At 41.1% G+C, this 4,346-nt stretch carries 5 protein-coding genes and 1 pseudogene; all 6 read left to right on the top strand.

Annotated features, from left to right (window positions below):
* Positions 1 to 107: 107 nt before the first annotated feature.
* A pseudogene (locus ACSC97_RS17810) lies at positions 108 to 557 on the top strand (phage antirepressor KilAC domain-containing protein); the annotation flags it as partial.
* On the top strand, positions 554 to 865 hold the full coding sequence (locus ACSC97_RS17805) for a hypothetical protein (protein ID WP_436662275.1): 312 nt from the start codon (positions 554 to 556) through the stop codon (positions 863 to 865). The pseudogene ACSC97_RS17810 and the gene ACSC97_RS17805, both read left to right, overlap by 4 nt.
* A complete protein-coding gene (locus ACSC97_RS17800; RefSeq protein WP_005402172.1) occupies positions 862 to 1,419 on the top strand; it encodes a hypothetical protein in 558 nt (185 codons plus the stop codon). The genes ACSC97_RS17805 and ACSC97_RS17800 overlap by 4 nt, the downstream gene beginning before the upstream one ends.
* 149 nt (positions 1,420 to 1,568) lie before the next feature.
* Entirely contained in the window at positions 1,569 to 2,363 is a 795-nt protein-coding gene (locus ACSC97_RS17795) for a helix-turn-helix domain-containing protein (RefSeq protein WP_436662273.1), read from the top strand.
* Positions 2,360 to 3,727, top strand: coding sequence for a replicative DNA helicase (gene dnaB, locus ACSC97_RS17790; RefSeq protein WP_436662271.1), 1,368 nt, complete (start codon positions 2,360 to 2,362; stop codon positions 3,725 to 3,727). Before ACSC97_RS17795 ends, dnaB begins: the two co-directional genes overlap by 4 nt.
* Positions 3,727 to 4,095 (top strand): hypothetical protein, encoded by a 369-nt coding sequence (locus ACSC97_RS17785; protein ID WP_000289826.1) that lies wholly within the window; start codon positions 3,727 to 3,729, stop codon positions 4,093 to 4,095. The genes dnaB and ACSC97_RS17785 overlap by 1 nt, the downstream gene beginning before the upstream one ends.
* The last annotated feature ends 251 nt before the right edge of the window (positions 4,096 to 4,346 follow it).

The following is a 4,346-nucleotide window of genomic DNA, read 5'->3' as shown; positions in this document are numbered from 1 at the left end:
CTCGGTTATATGCGGGCCAATTGGTTGTGCGGTAGATTTTGTGTGTAGGCTTCTTCATTTGAAAATTATATCGCTGAAAAAGCCTTTACAGATAGGTTTGTGCAACAAAGCCTGCTGCTATTGTTAAGCGCTGGTATGAGCTTGAAAAGCGGACTCCGGCATTCGACATTAATAATCCACTACATCTTCTTAATGCTATCGAAGTGCAAGCAAAGCAGAATCTACAACTCACTTCAGAAAACAAAGTCCTCACCAAAGCTATCGAGACGATTACTCACACCGAGCACGGCGTTAAGTTCCAACAGGCATGCAAAATTTTAAATACTAAGCAGCATATTTTAGCCAAATGGCTACGTGAACATGGTTGGGATCGGTATCTTAATGATGCTCGTGCTTCAACCTACTACAGTGAAAGTCGTGGCTATTGTGAAACTAAATACTCCCATAAAGAAGGTGTAAAGCCTTCAGGTCAATCATACAGTTACACACAGACTGAGTTCTTCATATTGCCAAAAGGTATGCAGATCCTAGCTAAAAGGTTTGGGGATCGGCCATGAATTTTCAAAATATTTTCTGTTTAAGGCTTCTCAAATCAAAAATGATCGGCTATATTGATTTTGTTCGGTGCAAAATCATCGAATTAGCTTTGGTCGGCTATTACTATAAAGGCGCATACAGTCCGCTTCGGGCTTTTTTTGTGCGTAATATCTCTATGCGTTCGCATGTTATGGCGGAGCTGGAGGGGGACACTTTCGAGTGTGCTGGGTTCCTTTGTAGCCAGTCGACCAACCCCTTTCAGCTTTGCCACCCTCACTTGGTCGTGAATGGCAAGGCTCCAATTTACAAAGGAGCGCATTCATCATGAACGCTAAAGTACAAATTCAATTTCCAGAACAATCAATTCCTTTTTACAGTGTCGCTGATATTATCAGTGCCTATTCACTTGCATCTGAAGCTGCCACACAACTTCGAACTTTGGCTAACCAGATCAACAAAGCAACGGCTTTCGTTAAAGCATTTGTACAAGAAAATGATAAAGCCGACTCCTCTGCTTTTGCTGAACTAGAAAATCTAATAATAATTTCCCAGCAGCTTGCTAACAGTCAAGCAGACACTTACATGCGTGAACTTAACAGACATACGCATAAGCCTGATGATCAGTACGATGCTGGTGATCTGTACGATGCATACTCATTAGCTTATGAAAATACATCATGGCTTGAGACCATGTTTTATGAAGCTAAAGATGAAGTCGAAATAATCAAAGAGGCTATAAAGCAAAATACTCATGGCGCCGTCTTCGCGACTCTTGAACGCTTAATTCATATCGCCGCGTACTTGGCCGAAACTCATAGCAATACATTCGACATTGAACGCGAAAAGTATGAAGCAGAATGGGAGGCTACTAAAAATGGATAAGCCTTCTCGAGATTTGAATAAAACAGCACAAGCAGAAGAAGCCACTCCACCAAGGAACCCACTTCCTCCCACATATCCTAGCCTGGTGAAAATTACAGGCGAACGGCTGCTAAATGCGCTAAGCAAAATTTATCAGCAAGGAGGATCCAGTGAGCATTGATGCAACACGGTGGGCTTGGGCTGCTCCAGTAAATAACTCATCACAACGTCTCGTTCTGCTTTCATTAGCAGATCGGGCTGGTGAAGAGCATACGGCTTGGCCAAGCATAGAGCGCCTGGCTAAAGATACCGTGTTGGATAAAAAAACAGTTCAAAAAGTTATTTTAGAGTTAATTAAACTTGGTCTGGTCGAAGATACTGGAGAGCGCACAGGACCTACCAGACGTGTTCGTGTTCTCAAGCTCAACGGCGTAAAGGGTCGCGAGGAATACACCCAAAATCTAGATGATGCTAATACACCCAAAAACGGGAACATTAAACAATCCCAAAAACCGAATTATTCCAAAAATGGAAACATTCTCGAAAGTGGTGCTTTGAATAACCCCAAAAACGGGATGTTGAATGATCCCAAAAACGGGGTGCAGAACCTATCAGGGAATCTACCAATGAATCTCTCTCAAGAGCATGACTGGATTCCTGATGTGGATCAGTTGATAACAAAGATAAAGATGGCAGGTCACAGCAACAATATAGACCTAATCTTTGGCCTACCTAGCTTTGAATTCGAGCTGAGTGCATTCAACTCTTATTTTGATAACAGCGGACTATCTGACAGTAAAAAACTTCATAAGTTCACGGCTTGGATCGTAGACAAGTTTGAACGCTACAAAAAGCAGAATCCTGAATATGGCATTCTGTCTCCGACCGGACAGCAAGCTAATACTGCTCAACCAGTTCTTAATTTACCGACTAAGCCTAAGAGCCTATTAGGAGGTCCTCAATGAATACGCCGATTCATAACATTGCAATTGAACAGTGTGTACTTGCTGCATTGATGACTGTTTCAAATTCGTATAGCCAAGTTGAAAATCTACTGACCGAGGAAGATTTCCACGCTACACGCCACAAACTAATTTTTCAGGCCATAGTAGATCTTGATTCTAAAAATTCACCATATGACGCCGTATTGGTTAACCAGTGGTTAGAAATGCGTAACTATTCTGAAGCTGCCGGTGGTGAGCAATACATCATGCAAATTTTCGGTGATGCCCCTTCCAGCTTTTCTAACCTGGTGTCTTATGCTGAGAAATTGAAGGATCTTACGACATGCAGACAAGTTGAAGCACAAGCCTATAAAGTCATTCAAAGTGCTCGTAATTTGACTGTAAGTCGTGGTGATTTAGTTTTGAATGCTCAGACAGCCTTTGCGGAAATAAGTACAGAACAAGGTAGTGAAAACCTTTTCCATATCCATGATGCTGCAAACAATACGTTTCTTGAGATGCATCGGAAAATGGAAGCCGCGATTGCTGGTAAAACACTAATTAATGGTATTCAGACTGGAATATATGACCTTGATAAAAAGCTTGGTGATGTTGAGCCTGGTTGTCTAATGGTAGTGGCTGCACGTCCAGCAATGGGCAAAACAACGATGCTCCAGCTCATTGCAAATCATGTAGCAGTCATTCAGAAAAAGCCTGTACTTATAATGTCTGGCGAAATGCCTAAAGAGCAGATCGCCATGCGTCTCTGTTGCGCGATTGCACCGGCAGATATTGGAGTAGTACGCAATTCCCCTCATCTACTACCTAAAGAGGAATTTACAGCATATACAAACGCCGTTGCGATGCTTCAAAAGGTACCAATGCATATCAATGATACTTCCCGTCCATCTATTGCAAATATCAGGGAATCTATCCGTAAAGTAAAACATCAGTACGGCTCCGTCGGTGTGGTACTCGTGGATTACCTTCAGATCATGAAGACTACAAAACAGTTTGCCCGAGAAGATTTAAAAATCGCCTACTTCACTGGTGAACTTAAAGCCATGGCCAAAGAATTTAATTGCGTCATAGTCCTGTTATCTCAGCTCAACCGTGAACTAGAGAAGCGTCAAAACAAACGCCCAATGCTGTCAGATCTACGCGAATCAGGTGCAATTGAACAGGATGCAGACCAAATCATTTTCTTATACAGGGATGAGGTTTATAACAAGGAATCTCAACATATAGGGATTGCTGAGGCCATAGTAGGGAAAAATAGACACGGTGCACCTGGCACTGCATATATGCATGCTCATTTAAAATACTGCCAATTCTCAAATTTGGATGGTAATGCATTAGAACAAATACACGGAGTCTCCTCATAATGTATGTTTATGATTTAAATTTTGACAGTACTGTGCAAGCTGGTGGTTTACCCCAACGCTTTAGAAAACTTAAGAGTGAAAAGAAGATAAAGCAGTTTCTTGTGAAAAGACGTGGATATAAAACGCCTGACTTTGGACGAATGATTTTAGATTTACGTAACCTTGGCTGGTCTCATGAAAAAATATCTTATGTATTAGATGTAAGTCCAAGTGCTATATCGAGTTGGGCAACTGGCAGCATTCCAAACTACGAACACGGAGATGCTTTCATAGATCTATGGCGAAGTGAAACTGGTATTAGTAGAGAACCACGTGAGGGCGAGTGGCAAACTTATAAATACAAAATTGGACAATTAGAACTAATTTAAGAATTTTAACTAATCCAAATAGCTTATAGATGACTACTCTATAAATTGGTCATCTACAAACTATTTTGTATGAGTAACAACAAACCTTCAATATGAGTAACAGGAATGAAACTACAAGAGTAACAGGAATGAAACTACAAGGGCTTTGTTGCACAAATAGACGAAAGGTAGAGTTGTTCTAATCTTCAGATATTTATGCAACAGCCACCGTTTTAGCTGTACCAAGTTGAGTAAATTTATTCAAAATATCG

The sequence above is a fragment of the Acinetobacter sp. P1(2025) genome (genome assembly GCF_051390655.1).
Taxonomy (GTDB): domain Bacteria; phylum Pseudomonadota; class Gammaproteobacteria; order Pseudomonadales; family Moraxellaceae; genus Acinetobacter; species Acinetobacter junii.
This window is presented reverse-complemented; position numbering and strand designations above follow the sequence as displayed.

What these genes read in the sequence shown, in the direction of transcription:
- ACSC97_RS17805 (WP_436662275.1), top strand. Translation starts at nt 554, where the DNA reads ATGAATTTTCAAAATATTTTCTGTTTAAGGCTTCTCAAATCAAAAATG.
- ACSC97_RS17800 (WP_005402172.1), top strand. Translation starts at nt 862, where the DNA reads ATGAACGCTAAAGTACAAATTCAATTTCCAGAACAATCAATTCCTTTT.
- dnaB (WP_436662271.1), top strand. Translation starts at nt 2,360, where the DNA reads ATGAATACGCCGATTCATAACATTGCAATTGAACAGTGTGTACTTGCT.
- ACSC97_RS17785 (WP_000289826.1), top strand. Translation starts at nt 3,727, where the DNA reads ATGTATGTTTATGATTTAAATTTTGACAGTACTGTGCAAGCTGGTGGT.